This is a genomic window from Rhodococcus sp. P4_F3_2 (genome assembly GCF_056401335.1).
The window spans coordinates 1-545 of record NZ_JBFUJN010000150.1; the positions used below are offsets into that span (position 1 = coordinate 1).

The 545-nt window shown below is 32.5% G+C and carries 1 protein-coding gene; it reads left to right on the plus strand.

The features are described from left to right. Positions 1–349 precede the first annotated feature (349 nt). On the plus strand, positions 350–545 hold a 196-nt coding region (locus AC1DWA_RS33180; RefSeq protein ID WP_477917693.1), incomplete at its 3' end, for a hypothetical protein.

A 545-nucleotide genomic window follows, 5' to 3' on the forward strand; every position in this document is an offset into this window, starting at 1 on the left:
GTCAAGAACAAGCACAACAAATAAGAAGATTTAGAAGTACAACAATAAACAGGTCAAAGAAACAAGGACCAGACCTTAGCCGTTAATAAGAAATTATATACGTGATTACACTTGCCTTAAGGCACTTTCAGTCAACTCAAGTTGACTATATCATGTAAATAAATCCTAATTCATTTATTTCGGTAACAGTTACTGCTATTTAACCTAAGGGTATTCTATAAGAGGGTTAAACTGTAATAGACTTAGATTTACTTAAATAAGAATTTTGTTCAAATATATCTATCCCGGTGAACTATACAGGCACTCCTTTTATTTATTCTAATATGATTAGATAAAAGGAGTGATTGTAATGCCTTGGCAACAAAAAATTAATTATTTAATAGGGCGACCCGTAGGAATTTCCTTAACGAATGGACAAGGAACATCAGGAATTTTGTGTGGCGTATCTGGTACAAAGATTCTTGTTATTGAATACATGTATCAAGCCCAGTTCTCCCTAAAACAATACGATGCTTTTATGATTCAAGATATTAATGGTTTTCCAC